The sequence below is a fragment of the Streptomyces sp. NPDC048415 genome (assembly GCF_040651675.1).
Classification (GTDB): domain Bacteria; phylum Actinomycetota; class Actinomycetes; order Streptomycetales; family Streptomycetaceae; genus Streptomyces.
Window position 1 is genome coordinate 1 of record NZ_JBEZKJ010000105.1, and the last position, 16,831, is coordinate 16,831.

12 protein-coding genes and 1 pseudogene are annotated in these 16,831 nt (G+C 68.9%); 9 read left to right on the forward strand and 4 right to left on the reverse strand.

Annotated features, from left to right (window positions below):
- Positions 1 to 378: 378 nt before the first annotated feature.
- Both AB0D27_RS38760 and AB0D27_RS38765 read right to left on the reverse strand, forming a co-directional pair.
- Complete coding sequence (locus tag AB0D27_RS38760) at positions 379 to 2,553, reverse strand: SpoIIE family protein phosphatase (RefSeq protein ID WP_362518436.1); 2,175 nt, start codon at positions 2,551 to 2,553, stop codon at positions 379 to 381.
- Between the two features lie 192 nt (positions 2,554 to 2,745).
- Positions 2,746 to 3,381 carry a TetR/AcrR family transcriptional regulator gene (locus AB0D27_RS38765; RefSeq protein ID WP_362518439.1) on the reverse strand — a complete coding sequence of 212 codons (636 nt, stop codon included), beginning with the start codon at positions 3,379 to 3,381 and terminating at the stop codon, positions 2,746 to 2,748.
- A gap of 137 nt (positions 3,382 to 3,518) precedes the next feature.
- Between AB0D27_RS38765 and AB0D27_RS38770 the strand changes: the two genes are divergently transcribed.
- From AB0D27_RS38770 to AB0D27_RS38790, 5 genes are all read left to right on the forward strand, one after another.
- Positions 3,519 to 4,664 carry a VOC family protein gene (locus AB0D27_RS38770; RefSeq protein WP_362518442.1) on the forward strand — a complete coding sequence of 382 codons (1,146 nt, stop codon included), beginning with the start codon at positions 3,519 to 3,521 and terminating at the stop codon, positions 4,662 to 4,664.
- Positions 4,661 to 5,599 (forward strand): fumarylacetoacetate hydrolase family protein, encoded by a 939-nt coding sequence (locus AB0D27_RS38775; protein WP_362518445.1) that lies wholly within the window; start codon positions 4,661 to 4,663, stop codon positions 5,597 to 5,599. The genes AB0D27_RS38770 and AB0D27_RS38775 overlap by 4 nt, the downstream gene beginning before the upstream one ends.
- Positions 5,596 to 7,218: a bifunctional 3-(3-hydroxy-phenyl)propionate/3-hydroxycinnamic acid hydroxylase gene (locus tag AB0D27_RS38780; protein WP_362518447.1), complete on the forward strand. Its 1,623-nt coding sequence runs from the start codon at positions 5,596 to 5,598 to the stop codon at positions 7,216 to 7,218. Before AB0D27_RS38775 ends, AB0D27_RS38780 begins: the two co-directional genes overlap by 4 nt.
- A gap of 16 nt (positions 7,219 to 7,234) precedes the next feature.
- Positions 7,235 to 9,253 carry an acetoacetate--CoA ligase gene (locus tag AB0D27_RS38785; RefSeq protein ID WP_362518450.1) on the forward strand — a complete coding sequence of 673 codons (2,019 nt, stop codon included), beginning with the start codon at positions 7,235 to 7,237 and terminating at the stop codon, positions 9,251 to 9,253.
- A gap of 125 nt (positions 9,254 to 9,378) precedes the next feature.
- Positions 9,379 to 10,002, forward strand: coding sequence for a malonic semialdehyde reductase (locus AB0D27_RS38790; RefSeq protein ID WP_362518483.1), 624 nt, complete (start codon positions 9,379 to 9,381; stop codon positions 10,000 to 10,002).
- A gap of 199 nt (positions 10,003 to 10,201) precedes the next feature.
- On the opposite strand, the gene AB0D27_RS38795 is transcribed toward AB0D27_RS38790, so the two are convergent.
- On the reverse strand, positions 10,202 to 11,275 hold the full coding sequence (locus AB0D27_RS38795) for a HoxN/HupN/NixA family nickel/cobalt transporter (RefSeq protein ID WP_362518486.1): 1,074 nt from the start codon (positions 11,273 to 11,275) through the stop codon (positions 10,202 to 10,204).
- Between the two features lie 467 nt (positions 11,276 to 11,742).
- A complete protein-coding gene (locus AB0D27_RS38800) occupies positions 11,743 to 12,186 on the reverse strand; it encodes a hypothetical protein (protein ID WP_362518453.1) in 444 nt (147 codons plus the stop codon).
- A gap of 591 nt (positions 12,187 to 12,777) precedes the next feature.
- On the opposite strand from AB0D27_RS38800, the gene AB0D27_RS38805 reads away from it, so the two are divergent.
- The 4 genes and pseudogenes from AB0D27_RS38805 to AB0D27_RS38820 all read left to right on the forward strand — a co-directional run bounded on the left by AB0D27_RS38805 (position 12,778) and on the right by AB0D27_RS38820 (position 16,529).
- Positions 12,778 to 13,407 carry a hypothetical protein gene (locus tag AB0D27_RS38805; protein WP_362518456.1) on the forward strand — a complete coding sequence of 210 codons (630 nt, stop codon included), beginning with the start codon at positions 12,778 to 12,780 and terminating at the stop codon, positions 13,405 to 13,407.
- Between the two features lie 102 nt (positions 13,408 to 13,509).
- Positions 13,510 to 14,132 (forward strand): annotated as a pseudogene (locus AB0D27_RS38810) (FAD-dependent oxidoreductase); the annotation flags it as partial.
- 70 nt (positions 14,133 to 14,202) lie between these two features.
- Positions 14,203 to 15,714 carry an MFS transporter gene (locus tag AB0D27_RS38815; protein ID WP_362518458.1) on the forward strand — a complete coding sequence of 504 codons (1,512 nt, stop codon included), beginning with the start codon at positions 14,203 to 14,205 and terminating at the stop codon, positions 15,712 to 15,714.
- A 227-nt stretch (positions 15,715 to 15,941) separates the two neighbouring features.
- Complete coding sequence (locus AB0D27_RS38820; RefSeq protein WP_362518461.1) at positions 15,942 to 16,529, forward strand: TetR/AcrR family transcriptional regulator; 588 nt, start codon at positions 15,942 to 15,944, stop codon at positions 16,527 to 16,529.
- Positions 16,530 to 16,831 lie beyond the last annotated feature (302 nt).

Here is a 16,831-nt window from a genome sequence, read left to right on the forward strand (position 1 = left end):
TCCCCCCCCCATCCCCGTCCCCTTATAACCCACAATAAGTACCAAAACCCCCCGGGGGGGCTGGGGGTGGGGGCCGCGGTTGTTGGCGTCCCCCCGGCCGCCCACGGCTTCCCGGTATCCGGGTCTGGGGCATACCGACTCCGGGGCAGGTGAAGCCGGGAGGGCGAGTCGGGTGATACCTCTGAGTGGGACGCACCGATGTACTGGCCGCCGCGGGAGGAACGGAACGCGAGGTCTCCCGGTGAGCGCCACGCCGAAGTGGAGAATCAGGTGACTCCTTGTCCGCGTTCAGGTGTACGCCGACGGGCGCTGCATCTTCAGCCAGTCGAAGCCCCGAGGAACCTCGCGATCGTCTCGGCGGGCCGGGCGAGATGGTGCTCATACGACCCCGGGAATACCCTCCACGTCCAGCGCTGCCGCGTCCGAGAAGAGCTCCGGCGCGGCCAGGGCGCACTCCGCCCAGACTGTCTTGCCACTTCGGGCATGGCGCGTTCCCCAGTGCTCGGAGAGTTGGGCGACGAGGAACAGACCTCGCCCGCCCTCGTCGAAGACACGGGCCCGGCGCAGGTGCGGAGTCGTGCTGCCGGCATCCGCGACCTCGCACATGAGGGTGCGATCGTGGATGAGACGCAGCTGGATGGGAGGCCGGCCGTAGCGGATGGCGTTGGTGACGAGTTCGCTGACGACCAGTTCGGTGGTGAAGTCGAGTTCCTCCAGTCCCCAGGTGGTCAGCTGCTCGGAGACTCTCGCTCTGGCCCGGGCGACCTCGGCCGGGTCGGCATCCACGTCCCAAGTGGCGACCTGACGGTCCCCGAGGGTGTGGGTGCGGGCCAGGAGGAGTGCCACGTCGTCGTGCGGTCGGTCTGCGGGCAGCAACGCTTCGAGGAGGGTGTCGCAGGTCGCCTCCAGGGAGGCGGAGGACTGCGCGAGGGCGTGGCACAGTCGGGTGAGGCCCGTCTCGATGTCGTGGTCGAGGGCCTCGATCAGGCCGTCGGTGTAGAGGGCGAGGAGACTGCCCTCGGGCAGGTCGATCTCTGCCGCCTCGAACGGCAGGCCGCCCAGGCCGAGTGGCGGGCCGGCGGGCAGCTCGAGGATGTCGGCGGTTCCGTCCCGGGTCATCACGACGGGCAGCACGTGGCCCGCGCGGGCGAGGGTGCAGCGGCCGGCGACGGGATCGTAGACGGCGTACAGGCAGGTGGCTCCGATGTCCCCCGCGGATTCGGTGTCCGTTTTGGCAGAGACTTCGGCGGACAGGCGGATGACGACGTCGTCCAGGTGCGTGAGGAGTTCGTCGGGCGGCAGATCGATGTCGGCCAGGGTGCGCACGGCGGTCCGCAGCCGGCCCATGGTGGCGGCGGCGTGGATGCCGTGGCCGACCACGTCGCCCACCACGAGTGCGACCCGGGCACCGGACAGCGGGATGATGTCGTACCAGTCGCCGCCCACGCCGAGTTGGGTGGCAGCAGGCAGGTAACGGCAGGCGACCTCCACGGCGGACTGCGCGGGTGTACTGCGCGGGAGCAGACTGCGCTGGAGGGCGAGGGCGGTGGCGCGCGCGTGCGTGTATCGGCTGGCGTTGTCGATGGCCACCGCCGCCCTGGCCGCGATCTCCTGGGCGAGGAGCAGGTCCTCGTCGCCGTACGCGCCGGGCGTGTGGTGACGGAAGAACTGAGCGACACCCAGCGTGGTGCCACGGGCGCACAGCGGTACCAGCAGCATTGATGCGGACGGGCCGAGGTGGTGCAGTGAGGGCCGGCCGGTGACCAGGGCGCGAGCCGGTGGTGATCCGTCCGTATACCTGTGGAGCTGCTGCGGCGGCACCGACGATTCCCCGTAGATCGCTTCCAGGTAGGTCGTCTCGGGGTAACCGTCCGTCACCGACCGCTGGGCGACCCGGCGGACCATGAGTGTGCCCTTCGCAGGAGGGGCCTCTCCGGAAGAAGTGTCGAGGAGGTCGACGGTGACGGCGTCGGCGAATCGCTCGGTGGCCAGGTCCGCCAACTCCTGTGCGGTATGGGCGATGTCCAGGGTCGTTCCGACGCGTGCGCTCGCCTCGTTCACCACCGACAGCCGCCACTGCACCCGGCGATCCCGCTCCACCTGGAAGGCCAGGACGCCCGTCACCGATGTGCGGTCCATGTACTCGATCGACAGTGCGATCAGCTTGCGTGCCGCCGCGTTGATCGACTCGGCATCGCTGGTGAGCCGGGGCAGCTCTTCGAGCAGCCGGTCAAGGACACGGCCGTGCGCGAGGGGGAAGGCGCGCAGCATCGCTGTGACCGGCTTTCCACGCTGAGCCAGCCGACGCGCGCGCTCTGCGTCGGCGGCCGGCGGATCGATCAGCCTTGGCCCGATGCCGTGCTCGATGCCGAAAAGTATGGCGATGACGTGCTCGGCGACGTTATCCCTCGTCATCTGTGCGATGTCGGGTTCGTCCCACAGCTCGGGGACCTCGCGCCGCAGGCATTGCTCTACGTCGTGGATCAGCTCGTCCGCTCGCGGGCTGAGTTCATGTGCGGCACGGGACAGGAGACTGTCCGCGATGAAGTCCACGCTGACGACGTTACGCCGCCCTGGTGGACTGCGAAGCCTCAGCCGGCCGCATCTGGTTGCGCGGTGTCCGGGAAGAGCCCGCTCTCACGGGCTGGGCGTGGTCGCGGGCAAGGGCCCGTGCGGCCACCGGCGGACGGGGTGAGGCCCACGGCCTTTCGGTGTCCACGGGGCCTGGCGCAGTCGGTGCGCGGGTCAACGGAGGTCGGGCAGCGGCCGCCGTGTCACCTCGTGGGCGTCGTCCGGCGGGACGCCCAGCATGCGCAGGACCATCTCGGCCAGGTCCGAGGCGGCCTCGTCCCCGTCGAGGTCGGGACGGGCCAGTCGCAGCGCCACGAGGGACATCAGGGTGCCGCCCAAGGCGGACAGGGCGGTTGTCGCGTTGCGGCAGGTGAAGCGGCCCGAGGTGATGCCGTTCTCCAGGTCGCGCAGGGCTCGCGGGGCAAGTCCTCGGTCGGAGTGGATGTAGGCCAGACCGCGGTCACGAAGGATCCGCATGAGTTCAGAGTGGGAGTCGGCCATGCGGGCGGTGAGCCGGAAGCCCGCGGCGACGAGTTCGGCCGGGTCGTCGATTCCTTGTACGCGCTCGTCGATGACCTGCCCGAACTCGTCCAGGGCGTCTGTCACCGCGGCGTCGAAGAGCTCCGTCTTGGACTCGAAGTGGTTGTAGAAGGAGCCGAAACCGACGTCCGCGCGCTCGGCGATGGCCTGGATGCTGGCGCTGGTGTCCCCGGTCTCCGCGAGGATCTGCCGGGCCGCGCGGACGAGCGCCTGACGGGTTTCGGCTCGGCGTCGCTCGAAGCGGTTCTTGGGCGGGGCTGACGTCGGCATACGGCGAGTGTAACAACCGTCGCGATGAGTCTGCCATTACTGATGAGATTGTCAATTATTTGGGTCCACCCTATTGACGATGGGTTCCGGCAAAGTTGATGATTTCCTCATTACAGCAGTGTTGCTTGGAGGACACCATGTCCCACACCTGTGTTAACAGGGCCGATCCCCAGACGCCCCACCAAGACCTCCACAGTGAGCAGGGCGCCCTGAGCGGAGAGCACCCCGGACGTTCCCGGAATCCCGTGATCAAGGTGGCGGATCTGGCCTGGCTTGAGTTCGAGAAGCCGGACCTGGACCGGGCCGAGGTCTTCGCGCGTGACTTCGGGTTCGCGGTCGCCGCCCGCACCGAGGGGGAGTTGTGGCTGCGCGGCACCTTCGCGGGATCACCCTGCATGGTCATGCGGCGGGGGCGTGCGTCCCGGTTCATCGGGCCGGCGTTTCGCGTGGCCGAGCGGGCCGACCTGGACCGGCTGGCCAGCGCCACCGGCAGTACCGTCCGGGACATCGGCGTACCGGGCGGTGGGCAGTCGGTCGCCCTGCTCGATCCCTCGGGCCTGCCGGTCCGGGTCGTGCACTGCGCCGAGCAGCTGCCCGCGTTGCCCGAGCAGGAGCCGCTGATCCTCAACCTCGGTACGGATCACCGTCGTACGAACGCCACCCAGCGGCCGCCCCGTGAGCCGTCCCGTATCCAGCGGCTGGGCCATGTGGTGCTGGAAACACGGGTGTTCGCCCGCACCCTGGACTGGTACCTGGACACCCTCGGGATGATCGTGTCCGACTTCCTGTTCCTGGACGGGCAGCGCGGGCGCGGGCCGACGATGACGTTCATCCGGTGCGACCAGGGGAGCGTGGCTGTCGATCACCACACGCTGGCCCTGCACCTGGGGCCCGGAACCGGCTACGTCCACTCGGCCTACCAGGTCACCGACCTCGACGCGATCGCCGCCGGTGGGGAGTACCTGGCCGAGCGCGGCTACAAGCGCAGTTGGGGCATCGGCCGGCACATCCAGGGCAGCCAGCTGTTCGACTACTGGCGCGACCCCGACCACTTCATGCTGGAGCACTTCGCCGACGGCGACCTCTTCTCCTGCGACCTGGAGCCCGGCTGGGCACCGATGTCGGCGAGCGGCCTGGCCCAGTGGGGCCCGCCGGTCACCCGCGACTTCCTGGGCGCCAACCCTTCCCCCGCCAAGCTGCGCGAGGTCATGACGGCCCTGCGTGGCGACAACGAACTCGACCCCGCACGCCTGCTGGGCCTGATGAAAGCGATGAGCTCATGAGTACCAACGTTCTGCGTACCACCGACGGCTGGTGGGTCGTCCGGGGCGAGCGCGCCGTCCGCATCGCGACCAAGGCGGTCACCACCGCCGAACTGCTCGCCGACCGGGACGCGGTCCGCGAAGCCGCCGCCTCCGACGAGCCGGGGACACCTGTCGCCGACCTGGTGGCGCTGTCTCCGGTCACCACCCCGTGCCGTGTGGTCGCCCAGATGGTCAACTACCGCAGCCACGCCAAGGAGTCGGGCTTCACCGGCGACATCCCGCCCACCTTCTTCCGCAAGGCGTCCGGCTCGGTCAGCGGCCCTCATGCCCCGGTCATCCGCCCCGCGCACGTGAAGTTCCTCGACTACGAGGTGGAACTCGGCCTCGTCATGGGCGCGACCCTGCCGGTGGGCACTGTGGTGGAGGAGCGGGACCTGCCGTCGTATGTCGCCGGGCTCGTCCTGACCAACGACGTCAGCGCCCGTGACGTACAGCTGACCAAGACCCAGTTCTACGAGAGCAAGTCCTACCCGACCTTCACACCGACGGGTCCGTACCTGACCCTGCTGGAGCCCGAGGACTTCGCCCATCTGCTGAATCTGCGGCTGCGGCTGTCGGTCAACGGCGTGTCGCGCCAGGACCGCACGCTGGCCGACATGATCGTACGCCCCGCACAGGCGCTCACCCTGCTCGCCCGCTTCCAGACCCTCGCCCCGGGCGACCTGCTGCTGACCGGCACTCCCGGCGGCACGGCCCTGAAGGCCCCGCCCAAGGCGGCCGAGAAGATCGCTGCGCTGCTGCCGCCCGCACTGAAGTGGAAGGCGTTCTTCAAGGGCCAGGCCAAGAACCCCAAGTACCTGCGCAACGGTGACCTCATCACCGCCACGATCGCCACCCCGGACGGACGGATCGACCTCGGCGAGCAGCGGACCCCCATTGCGGACGCATCATGAAAGCCGCATCCCGGAGACCGGTGGTGATCATCGGTGCGGGACCCGTCGGGGTCATGGCCGCCCTGCTGCTCGCCCGGCACGGAGTGCGCAGCTTGGTCCTCGAACGTCACCGGGACATCTACCCCCTGCCGCGCGCCGTCGTCGTGGACGACGAGATCCGCCGGATCCTGCAGAGCGTCGGTGTCCACGAGGGGTTCGCCGCCCTCGCGCGACCGGCGCCCGGACTGCGGCTGCTGGACGTCGGGCGCCGCGTGATCGCCGAATTCCCGCGGGCCATGCACGGACACCACGGTTTCCCGCAGACCAGCATGTTCGACCAGCCCGAGCTGGAACGCCTGCTGCGTGACGCCCTGGCGCGCCGACCGGAGTGCGAGCTGTGGAGCGGGGTGGAGGTCGCGTCCGTCACCCAGTCCGTCGCACGGGACACCGATGGACCGAACGATGCGACAGGTCCGGTCCGGGTCACTTTCCGTCGCGACGGCAGCGACGAGGAGGAGCACCTGTGGGCCGATGCCGTCCTCGGTAGCGACGGTGCGGGCAGTCTCACCCGTGACGCCATCGGCGCCGTGTGGGAGGACCTGCACTTCGAGGAGAACTGGCGGGTCATCGACGTGCGCACCAGCCGCCCTGTGCGCACCTGGGAAGGCGCCGAGCAGATCTGCTCTCCCACCCGGCCGGCCACCTTCATGCGCGTCGGCGAGGACCGCTACCGCTGGGAGTTCCGGCTGGCCGACGACCAGAACCTGGACGGCCCGGACGGATGGGAGCGCCTGCGCGAGCTGGTCGCCCCCTGGGTGGACCTGCCGCCCGACGCCTCGCAGGGCGACGACTTCGAGGTGGTGCGGCAGGCGCAGTACACCTTCCGGGCCCGCCTCGCCGACCGGTGGCGCAGGGGGCGCGTCTTCCTGCTGGGCGACGCCGCCCACCTCACCCCGCCCTTCGTCGGGCAGGGACTGTGCGCGGGCCTGCGCGACGCCCAAAACCTCACCTGGAAGCTCGCCCGGGTGCTCCAACGGGGCGCACACGAGGGGCTGCTGGACACCTACGAACGCGAGCGTAAGCCGCACGCCCGCCATGTGATCCGCGTGGCGGTCGCCGTCGGCTGGGCCATGACCGGCGGACAGGACCGCGGTGCGGCGTTCCGCCGGGCCGTCGTGGGCACGGCCTGTCGCATCCCCGGTGTGACCGCGGCGGTGAGCCGTGACCTCAGTCCCGCCCTGACCGCCGGTCCACTCGTACGGCGCCGCCCCAGACTGACCGGCCGCATGCTGGCCGGCACCTTCTGCCCGCAGCCCTGGGTACGCCACGACGGCAGGCGAGTGCGCCTCGATGACGTCCTCGGGGACTCCTTCGCCGTCCTGACCGCCGTGCCACCCACGGCGCAGATGACGGCCGTGGCCACGGCACTGGGCGCCCCGACGGTCCGCGTCGACGATCTGGGCGACGACGGCACCCTGGCCGGCTGGCTGGCCCGCGGCCGCGCCGACGCCGTCCTGCTGCGCCCCGACCGGGTCGTGATGGACACCGTCCCGGCCGGCACCGGCGACTTCACGGACACCGTCGCCTGGGCCCCCCTGCTGCACACGGCCCGCCATACCGCCGACGCCCGGCCCGCCTGACGAGGAGCTCCACACCATGACCACCCCGCGCCCTGAGCAGTATCCGGAACCCTTCTTCACTCCCGACCCGAAGTCGGCCGCCCACAGCCGCATCGCGGACTTCGCCCGATGGGCGGCCCGGCACCGGGGCGCCGAAGGGATCCAGGACCCCACGGACTACCGAGCCCTGTACCAGTGGTCCGTCACCGACCTCGAAGGATTCTGGGCCGCGGTGTGGGAGTACTTCGACATCGACGCGACGACCGAGTACGAGCGGGTGCTGGCCGAGGAGACCATGCCCGGCGCCCGCTGGTTCCCCGGCGCCACCCTCAACTACGCCCATCACGCGCTGCGCAACCTGCAGCCGGACGCTCCCGCGATCACCGCCCTGGACGAGACCGGAGCCTGCTATGAGATCACGGGCCGGGAGCTGCGCGCCCGGGTCGCCTCCATCGCTGCCAGCCTGCGCGACCTGGGCGTCGGACAGGGCGACCGGGTGGTGGGCTATCTGCCCAACACCCCCCACGCCGTCATCGCCTTCCTCGCCACCGCAAGCCTGGGCGCGGTGTGGTCGGTGTGCGGCCAAGACTACGCACCCAAGGCCGCCGCCGACCGCTTCGCCCAGCTCGAACCCACGGTGCTCATCACCGCGGACGGCTACCTCTTCAACGGCACCACCCACGACCGCCGTGCCGCCTCGCTCGACCTCGCCGCCGCCCTGCCGACGCTGAAGGCCACGGTGCTCGTGGACCACGTGGGCCTTGCCTGGCCCGAGGGCGGGGACTCGGGGCTGACGGTTACCTGGGAGGACGCGGTCAGCCGTGTCGAATACCTCACCATCGCCCCGATGCCGTTCGACCACCCCCTGTGGGTCGTCTTCTCCTCCGGCACCACCGGACTGCCCAAGGGCATCGTCCACGGGCACGGCGGGGTCCTGCTCGAACACCTCAAGACCCTCGGCCTGCACACCGATCTGGGCACCGGGGACCGCCTGCTGTGGTACACCACCACCCACTGGATGATGTGGAACCTGGTCGTCTCCACCCTGCTGACCGGTGCCACCACCTGCACCTACGACGGCAGCCCGGTACCGCTCGCCCGCCCCGACGTCCTGTGGGAGCTGGCGTCCCGCCACCGCGTCACCGTCTTCGGCACCAGCCCCCAGTACCTGCTGACCATGGCCAAACTGGGTGTCGAACCCTCCGCGCACGACCTGTCGGCCATCCGCGTCGTCGGCTGCACCGGCTCCGCGCTGCCCGCCTCCGCCTACCCCTGGGTCAGCGACCACGTGGGCGCCAGCGTCCAGCTGGCCTCCACCAGCGGCGGCACGGACATCGTCTCCGGCTTCGCCGGCAGCGCCTCCACGACCCCCGTCTGGGCGGGGGAGCTGTCCGCCCCCAGCCTCGGAGTGGCGCTGGCCGCCTACGACGCGACGGGCACCGCTGTCCTCGACCAGGTCGGCGAGCTGGTCGTCACCCGGCCCATGCCGTCCATGCCGCTGCACTTCTGGAACGACCCGGGCGGCAGCCGCTACCGCGACGCCTACTTCGGCGCCTACCCCGGTGTGTGGCGGCACGGCGACTGGATCACACTCACCTCGCACGGCTCGGTGATCGTCCACGGCCGCTCCGACGCCACCCTCAACCGCAACGGCGTGCGCCTGGGCAGTGCCGACATCCACGACGTCGTCGAACGCCTCCCCGAGATCACCGAGGCCCTCGTCATCGGCGCGGAGGAACCCGACGGCGGCTACTGGATGCCGCTCTTCGTGGTCCTCGCCGACGGGGTCGACCTGGACGATTCCCTGCGCGTCCGGATCCGCGACGCTATCCGCACCGGCGCCTCACCCCGCCACGTCCCCGACGAGATCCTCGCCGTACGGGCCCTCCCGCACACGAAGACCGGCAAGAAGCTCGAGATTCCCGTCAAGCGCCTGCTCCAGGGTGCCCCCGCCGAGCAAGTCCTGAACCCCGAGGCGGTCGACAACCCCGACCTGATCGCCTACTTCGCCCGCCTGGGCGCGGAGCGGAACAAGCGGTCAGCACGCGACACATGACGTCGGCCTGGGGACCACAAGCCCGCGTGACAGCACCGGGTCCTTGTGCCCCGCCCGGCTCCGCAAAGCCCGTCCCCACGGGGTGGTGCCGGGGCACCACACACAACCGAAGTAAGAGAGAAATGATGACCATGACCGACCGCGAACCGCAGGCCCTCGATGTCCTCGATGACGCCGGACGAAAGGTGCTGTTCACCGAGGCCCGCACCGCGAACACCTTCGCCGAGGTGGCCGTTGCCGACGACGAACTGGCCATGATCTGGGAACTCGCCCGCTGGTCGCCGAGCGCCGCCAACGGCCAGCCTCTGCGCGTGCTCTTCGTGCGGACCCGAGAGGGCAAGGAGCGACTCGTCCGGCATCTCGACGAGGGCAACAGGGCCAAGACGCTCAGTGCGCCGGCCGTGGCGATCCTGGCGTACGACGTCGACTTCCACGAGCAGATGCCGACAGTCTTCCCGGCTCGCGGCGACATGCTGCGAGCGGCGTTCGCCGACCAGATCGACGCGCGCGAGAGCCTTGCCGCCTACAACTCGGCACTGCAGACCGGGGTCTTCCTGCTCGCGGTCCGCGCGGCGGGTCTCGCAGCTGGTCCCATGGCGGGCTTCGACAAGGCCGGCGTGGACGGGGAGTTCTTCTCCGGTACCAGCTGGCGCTCGCAACTGGTGGTCAACATAGGTCACCCCGGTGCCGACCCGTGTTTCCCCCGGCTGCCCCGGGTGCCCGTCGAGCACGCCGTCGCCTGGGCCTGACGGCACTGCCGCCGCGCGGCAGGTGAGAGGCGCGATGCCGTGGGCGCCGGTGCTCTTCCGAGTACCGGCGCCCATTTTTTCACCGAGGTGGCTATGACGGATTTGCCGCAGAGGTGTCAGGACACGAGAACGGGACCAGGGCGCCGACGGGCCCCGTGACGACAAGCGCGCTCCCGGCCGAGCTCACGCTTCCCCGCTGTCAGTCGACCTGTTGCTCGGCGGGCCGCATCCCGGCGGTCCACTTCTCCTCGATACGGCCGAGCTTCCACACGGCCAGGGCAGCCGCCCATGTGGCGAAGAACAGGCCGACGATGACGAAGCCGACGGTGTTCAGGTCCAGGCCGCTGATCCAGTCCCAGAACGCGCCGTGCAGGCTGGCCCTGTCGGCGAGCAGGCCCAGCAGCTCGGCTGTGCCGATGATCAGCGCGACGGCGACGGACAGGCCGGTGATGGTGAGGTTGTAGTAGACCTTCCGTACCGGCTTGGAAAAGGCCCAGTCATAGGCGAAGTTCATGCAAGAACCGTCGATGGTGTCCAGCAGGCTCATGCCTGCCGCGAAAAGGACCGGCAGGCAGAGGATGGCGTACCAGGGCAGGCCGGAGGCTGCTCCGGAGCCAGCCAGCACCAGCAGAGCGACCTCGGTGGCGGTGTCGAAACCGAGACCGAACAGCAGGCCGAGTGGATACATCTGCCACGGCTTGTTGACCGACTTCATCACACGTCCCAGTAGGCGGTTGATGAGGCCGCGGTTGTTGAGCTGCTGCTCCAGCGCGGCCTCGTCGAAGTGGCCGGACCGCATCTGCCGGAACACCTTCCAGATGCCAGCAAGGATGACGATGTTGATGACGGCGATGAGGTAGAGGAACGTCCCGGAGACGGCCGTGCCGATCAGCTCGGTGACGTGGTGCAGCTCGGAGTTGTCCTCGCGGACCGGTGCGGCAAGGGATTTGACGCCCAGGGAGAGCAGTAGGGCCAGCACGAACACGACGCTGGAGTGCCCCAGGGAGAACCAGAAGCCGACCGACAAGGGACGTCGACCCTCGTCCATGAGTTTGCGGGTGGTGTTGTCGATCGCGGCGATGTGGTCGGCGTCGAACGCGTGCCGCATGCCCAGGGTGTAGGCGCTCACCCCGATGCCGATTCCGAAGCCCTTGGTACCCAGGCTGTAGTGCTCCGGGGTCACGATCGCCACCAGCGTGAACCACCCGATGACGTGAAGCACGATGATGAAGGCGGCCATCCCGGCTGCGCGGCCCCACTCGGCGCGGCTCATCGAGCCGGATATGCGTCGCCATCGGGAGCGGAGGCCGCCGGTGGCCGTGGGCGCGGCTGTCATGTGCGGTCTTCCCTCGCTTCTGAAAGAACGTGATCAAGGTGCGCGGATATCGCGGCGCAGCAGCCGTTCTCGCCTCGTCGCCGGCCGCGGCTCTCGTCAGTGCTGCTGCCCACTCCGACGAGCAGACCCGTGAGGCCCCCCGGAGGGGTCTTCCGGCCGGACGAAGTCGGCGCGGATGTTTCATGCGCTGTACGGTATTACCTGTTCCGTACGTCGTATGGAATGCCGACAGGTGCAGGCAGGAGGGTGCCGTTGAGCCCCTCCTGCCTGCCTCCCGGGTGCGGTCAGGGGTTGCCGATCCTGAGATCGGCGTCCGCCTCCCTACCGCTAGCGGTTGTCACGGCGACGTGCACGGTCTGAGCCCACCCGTGCCGACGGCGCCTGTCTCACCGGTTGTCGCGGCCTCAGTCGTTGTCGGACCGGTTCGAGTCGTGGTCGTACTGCTTCGAGGCGTGGTCGTATCGGTCCCAGTCACGGTCGTACCGGTTCGAGTCGTGGTTGTGCCGGTCCCAGTCGTAGCGGTGGTTCCTGTCGTGCTTCCAGCTGCGGTCCTCGTCGTCCCAGTAGTAGAAGTGACCGCGGCGGTCGTACCGGTCCGAGGCGGTGAAGCGGTCGCTGTGCTGTCGGGTGCTGTATCCGTCCCGGCGGTAGTCCTCCTCGGAGTTGTGCCGGTAGGCGACACCGCGGTCCCCGCGGTAGTCGTCGGCCTTGACGCTGACGGCCGGGCGCTGCACGTGCGCAGACTCAGGAACCGCGGCCGAGGCGGCGCCCCCGGCGCCGAGAATGGCGCCACCCGCGACCGCGGCGGAGGCGGCAGCGAGAGAAATGCGCTTCGTGAGCTTCCTCATGGTTATCTCCTTCGTGTTGGCGTCGTCCGCAAACCCAGCGATTGCTGTGCAGGTGATGCGGTGCGCGCCATCTATGTCGAAGCCGTATCGGCGAGTTCACCCCTCGTGAGGGCGCAGCCGGCGGCCATCAGTCGAAGCGGAGGCCGCCGATTCGGCGGCGCTCCGTTCCGTTCCATACGTCGTATGGAAGTACAGTGATACCAGAGAATGTCCGGAAATGTCGAACGCTGGGGATGCGGCGCCGAGGTGCAGCTCGCGGGATCTGGTCGCGACCAGGGCGTGCCGGCCTGCTGAGCAGTCAAGATGTGGCTTGCGGCGGACCGGCGGCCGTGCGGCCGTCGGGACTCTCTACTGATGCCGCCCTCGGTCGGTGCGCCGAGGGTGGCTCGCGAACACCAGGGCCGCCTGCCCCTGTGGCCGTATGTGAACTGAAACCGGTGTGGCGCAGGTCACTATGAGACAAGTTGACTCATAGAGTCTTTGTGAGTCAATCTGTCTCACATGGGGATCGCGAAAGGCAGATCCCGCTCCTATCCGCAGATGTCGCCAATGCCATCGCATTCGCGCACAGGGTCTCTCATGGAGGAAGTCATGAACGCTACGGTCACGAAGAAGGCGGGCAAGGGCGCCACCGACGGTGTCGTTTCGGAGATGGCCACGTACTTCCACATCAAGCCGGGACGCGAGCAGGAGTGCGCGGCGGCCTGCCAGCGGATGGTCGAGGCCCTGAAGCAGGCCCCCATGGCCGCCACCATCAAGACCGGTCTGCGTGACACCCGCCACGTGATCTTCAACAACGGCACGGAGCTGCTGTGGGCCACCACCTTCGAGACCGAGTGGGTGCCCTACATCGACGACGCGTTCCTGACCGTCGGCTTCGAGCACTTCGTGGACTGGATGCAGCACACCACCGAGTGGGACACCAAGATCGCCCCGTGGATCGAGAAGTCCGGCGGCCTTGAGTCGCTCACGGGCGACAAGACGCGCGAGGGCTTCGACGAGCACATCATCGCGAACATGGCCGGCATGAGGTGGATCCTGCAGGACGGGCAGCAGAAGGCCACCGCCTACTGGAACCCGGTCAGCTCCCTGACGATGTCGGAGATCACCAAGGCCGAGCGGATCAACGCCGCCTTCCAGGAGGTCCTGGACGACCCCGCCGCCGAGGAGGCCCTCCAGCACCCGGCCCTCCAGCCCCTGCTCGCCCAGGCCGCCAGCTGACCCACCCCCACACCCCCGGAGGAGGCGCCAACCCCCCACCCCCCTCCGGGACCTTGAACGCTAGTCGCAGGCGACTCGTGGCCGCCACGGTGGCGGCGGAGAATGCACCCCGAGACCTCCATGGAGTCCCGCGTCGACCAGCACGTGGTCCTCGCGAACGGTGTCGAGGCGGACGCTTCCACAATCGTGTGGACAGCCGGCGTCCGCCCCAACCCGGTCTTGGCCCATTTCGACCTGCCGCTCGGCCCGCATGGCCACGTCGACACCCTGCCCACCCTCCAGGTCAGGGGCCTCGACCATGTGCGGGCCGCGGGCGACAACGCCCAGGTGCCCGATCTGGCCGCCGAAGAGGGCGCGTGGAGCCCGCCCAATGCGCAGCACGCAGTACGTCAGGCCTCGGTGTTCGCCGACAACTTGATCGCGGCTCTGCGCGGCCGTCCGCCGAAGGGGTACCGGCACAGGAACCTGGGCGCGGTGGCCGGCCTCGGCCTCCATAAGGGCGTCGCGACCCTCTTCAACGGATCAAACTCAAGGGTCGCCCGGCGTGGTGGTTCCACCGCCCCTACCACGGCAGGCGTGTGCCGACGCTGAACCGCAAGATACGCGTGTTCGTGGACTGGATCCTGGCGTCACTCCTGAAGCGGGAGGCCGTCGGCCTCATCGAACTGGAGCACCCGCGCGAACCGTTCACCGAAGCGGCCACGCCGTCCCGCAGCCGTACCTGATCTCTCCGCCTGTTGTTGTCCCTTTCTCTTTCCGCCATACCCCCCGTCCGCTGCCTGGAGGGCTGTCCCCATGTCACAGAACACCGTCACCGCCGCTCGCGGCGCTGAGACCACACCGGAGAATGTGCCTGTCGACCCGTCGCACCGGCGCCGCTGGTGGATTCTGATGGTCATTTCCCTTGCCCAGCTGATGGGAGTCCTCGACGGCACCATCGTGAACATCGCTCTGCCGTCCGCCCAGCGCGACCTTGGTTTCTCGGACACCGACCGGCAGTGGGTGGTCACCGCCTACGCGCTGGCCTTCGGCAGCCTGCTGCTGCTCGGCGGCCGGGTCGCAGACCTTGTCGGGCGGAAGGTGACCTTCCTGGTGGGTCTGACCGGCTTCGCGGCCGCTTCCATGCTTGGAGGCGCGGCGAACGGTTTCGGCATGCTCGTCGCTGCGCGCGCGGTCCAGGGCCTGTTCGCTGCCCTGCTAGCCCCGGCCGCGCTGTCGCTCCTGATGACCACCTTCACCGATCCGCGCGAGCGGGCGAAGGCCTTCACCGTCGCAGGCTCGGTCGCCGGTGCGGGTGGAGCCATCGGCCTGATCCTTGGCGGGGTGCTGACCGAGTACCTGGACTGGCGCTGGACCATGTACGTCAACGTGGTCTTCGCGGTGGTGACGTTCGTCGGTGGCGCAGCCCTGCTGCACCGCACCCCGCGGGACACGTCCTCGAAGCTCGACATCCCCGGCACCCTGCTGGTCTCCGCCGGCCTGTTCTGTCTGGTCTACGGTTTCTCGAACGCCGAGACGCACGGCTGGAGTTCGGTGGCGACCTGCGGCCTGCTGGCAGCCGGTGCCGTACTGGTGGCCCTCTTCGTCTGGCGGCAGAGCAGGGCGGCATATCCTCTGCTGCCCCTGCGGGTCCTGCTGGACCGTAATCGCGGCGCCTCCTTCGCCGCCCTCTTCGTCACCGGCGCGGGCCTGTTCGGCGTGTTCCTGTTCCTGACCTACTACCTGCAGCAGAGCCTCGGTTACAGCGCATTGAAGACCGGCTTCGCCTTCCTGCCCATGATCGTGGCATCGTCGTCCGCCTCCGCTGTGGTCAACAACGTCCTGGTGCCGCGCATAGGCCCCAAGCCGGTGGTACCGCTGGGCATGGCCATTGCGGCCGCCGGCCTGGTCTGGATGACCGCGCTGGACCTGAACAGCGGATACGTGACGCAGGTACTGCCACAGCTGGTGCTCGTCGGCGTCGGGCTGGGCGCGGTTATCGCGCCCGCGATGAGCCTGGCCACATCCGGCGTGGCCGCGGCCGATGCCGGGGTCGCGTCCGCCGCCGTCAACACCGTCCAGCAGGTCGGCGGATCCATCGGCGTCGCCCTGCTCAGCACGATGGCCTCCGACGCCGTCACCGACTACCTCTCCGGCCGCAACCCCAAGAATCCCGGCGTCCTGGCCCAGGCCGGCATCGAGGGCTACTCCACCGCCTACTGGTGGTCGGCGGCCATCTTCGTCATCGGCCTGGTCGTGACCGCCTTGCTCTACCGCCGTGGTGCGCCCCAGCAGGACGGGAACGCCGCACCTGTCGTTCACATGTGACCAACGAACGGGTCTGTCTGCGAAGGGCGCAGGCCGTGTGCTGCAGTCACCTGCTGCAACAGGTGCCGTGCACGAGCAATCAAAGGGGAGAGTGTCCGGGCACCTTTGACGGGGCAGCCTTCGGGAGAGTCCCGCAGTTCTCTGCGACTGGCCCCTTCCCCCTCTCTGAGACGTAATGTCCCATAGTAAGCTGCAAGCCGTGTTGTCTCACAGAAGGGAACAGAGAGGTGGAAGACAGAACCGATCCACGCCTGCTGCGCAGTCGTGACGCCATGGTCTCGGCGGCCACCGCATTGCTCACGGAAGGCGGGCTGGAGGCCGTAACGCATCAAGCGGTTGCCGCCCGCGCCGGCGTTGGCAGAGCCACCGTCTATAGGCACTGGCCCAACCTTCTTGACCTCCGCCTGGCCGCGCTGGAAGCCGGCATGCCGCCTCTACCTCCGATGCCTGAGGAGCTTCGGGCCGCTTCGGGCAACGATCCGAGAGCGGAGCTCGTTCACCGCCTGAGTGTGCTTGCCGAGCGGTGGGACGACGAGCAAGCGGGTGCCGTCCTTGCTGCAGTCCTCGGAGGCTCACGGCATGACGAGGGCATGCGCCGCCTGCGGGAGTCGCTGCTGAACCAGATCGCCGATGCTCTGCGTCCCGCTGTCGCCGCGGCCGTGGAGCGCGGCCAGCTCCGGTCCGACGTCACTCCCGAGACCTTTGCCATGGCTACCGCGGGTCCCCTGTTCTTCGAGCGCTTTCTCGCCGGGAACCGCCTAGGGCGTGACACCGTGGACGCCGTCGTGGATGCCGCTATGCGGGGCTGGTCCTAGCGTCGTTGAGCCCCCGGCGTGGCTGGATGTCCGCCGTTCGGCCGGGGCTGATTCGGATGGCAGTCCTTCGCACCTATGAACAGCTGCGAGGTCCTGTCGCCTCTGGTTCTCCGTCGCTTCAGCGGCACTCGACGGAACCTGTCGGCACGAACCGATCGGCTCGCAGTCTGGTGCGGGTGCCACCGGTCTGATCACCGCACACCTTTGAACTGAAACCGGTGTGGCGCAGGTCACTATGAGACAAGTTGACTCATAGAGTCTTTGTGAGTCAATCTGTCTCACATGGGGATCGCGAAAGGCAG

Excerpts from the sequence above, each read along its gene's own strand:
- AB0D27_RS38780 (WP_362518447.1), top strand. The coding sequence starts at position 5,596 with ATGAAAGCCGCATCCCGGAGACCGGTGGTGATCATCGGTGCGGGACCC.
- AB0D27_RS38790 (WP_362518483.1), top strand. The coding sequence starts at position 9,379 with ATGACCATGACCGACCGCGAACCGCAGGCCCTCGATGTCCTCGATGAC.
- AB0D27_RS38785 (WP_362518450.1), top strand. The coding sequence starts at position 7,235 with ATGACCACCCCGCGCCCTGAGCAGTATCCGGAACCCTTCTTCACTCCC.
- AB0D27_RS38815 (WP_362518458.1), top strand. The coding sequence starts at position 14,203 with ATGTCACAGAACACCGTCACCGCCGCTCGCGGCGCTGAGACCACACCG.
- AB0D27_RS38800 (WP_362518453.1), bottom strand. The coding sequence starts at position 12,186 with ATGAGGAAGCTCACGAAGCGCATTTCTCTCGCTGCCGCCTCCGCCGCG.
- AB0D27_RS38765 (WP_362518439.1), bottom strand. The coding sequence starts at position 3,381 with ATGCCGACGTCAGCCCCGCCCAAGAACCGCTTCGAGCGACGCCGAGCC.
- AB0D27_RS38775 (WP_362518445.1), top strand. The coding sequence starts at position 4,661 with ATGAGTACCAACGTTCTGCGTACCACCGACGGCTGGTGGGTCGTCCGG.
- AB0D27_RS38795 (WP_362518486.1), bottom strand. The coding sequence starts at position 11,275 with ATGAGCCGCGCCGAGTGGGGCCGCGCAGCCGGGATGGCCGCCTTCATC.
- AB0D27_RS38770 (WP_362518442.1), top strand. The coding sequence starts at position 3,519 with ATGTCCCACACCTGTGTTAACAGGGCCGATCCCCAGACGCCCCACCAA.
- AB0D27_RS38805 (WP_362518456.1), top strand. The coding sequence starts at position 12,778 with ATGAACGCTACGGTCACGAAGAAGGCGGGCAAGGGCGCCACCGACGGT.